Source organism: Psychrobacter sp. TB20-MNA-CIBAN-0197 (assembly GCF_040309765.1).
GTDB lineage: Bacteria > Pseudomonadota > Gammaproteobacteria > Pseudomonadales > Moraxellaceae > Psychrobacter > Psychrobacter submarinus.
This window is the reverse complement of record NZ_JBEOPC010001164.1, coordinates 1-247: the sequence shown is the minus strand read 5'-3', so window position 1 is coordinate 247 and position 247 is coordinate 1. Positions and strand designations below refer to the sequence as shown.

The 247-nt window shown below is 51.4% G+C and carries 1 protein-coding gene; it reads left to right on the top strand.

Features of this window, described 5'->3' with window-relative positions:
- Positions 1–247, top strand: a 247-nt coding sequence (locus tag AAEY83_RS17590; RefSeq protein ID WP_351061254.1) for a hypothetical protein, incomplete at both ends; no start/stop codon positions are given.

Here is a 247-nt window from a genome sequence, read left to right as displayed (position 1 = left end):
GATAAAACCCACTCTGAGCGCTACAACCGTAAATGGGACATGCAGTATGCGCCAAGCATCTGTCATGGTTGCTCAGCTGGTTGTAATATCTCACCGGGCGAGCGTTATGGCGAGCTGCGCCGTATCGAAAACCGCTACAACGGCGACGTAAACCGTTACTTCTTATGTGACCGTGGCCGCTTTGGTTATGGCTATGTCAATCGTGACGATCGTCCAACCCAAGCGCTTGAGCGCATCAATGATAAAC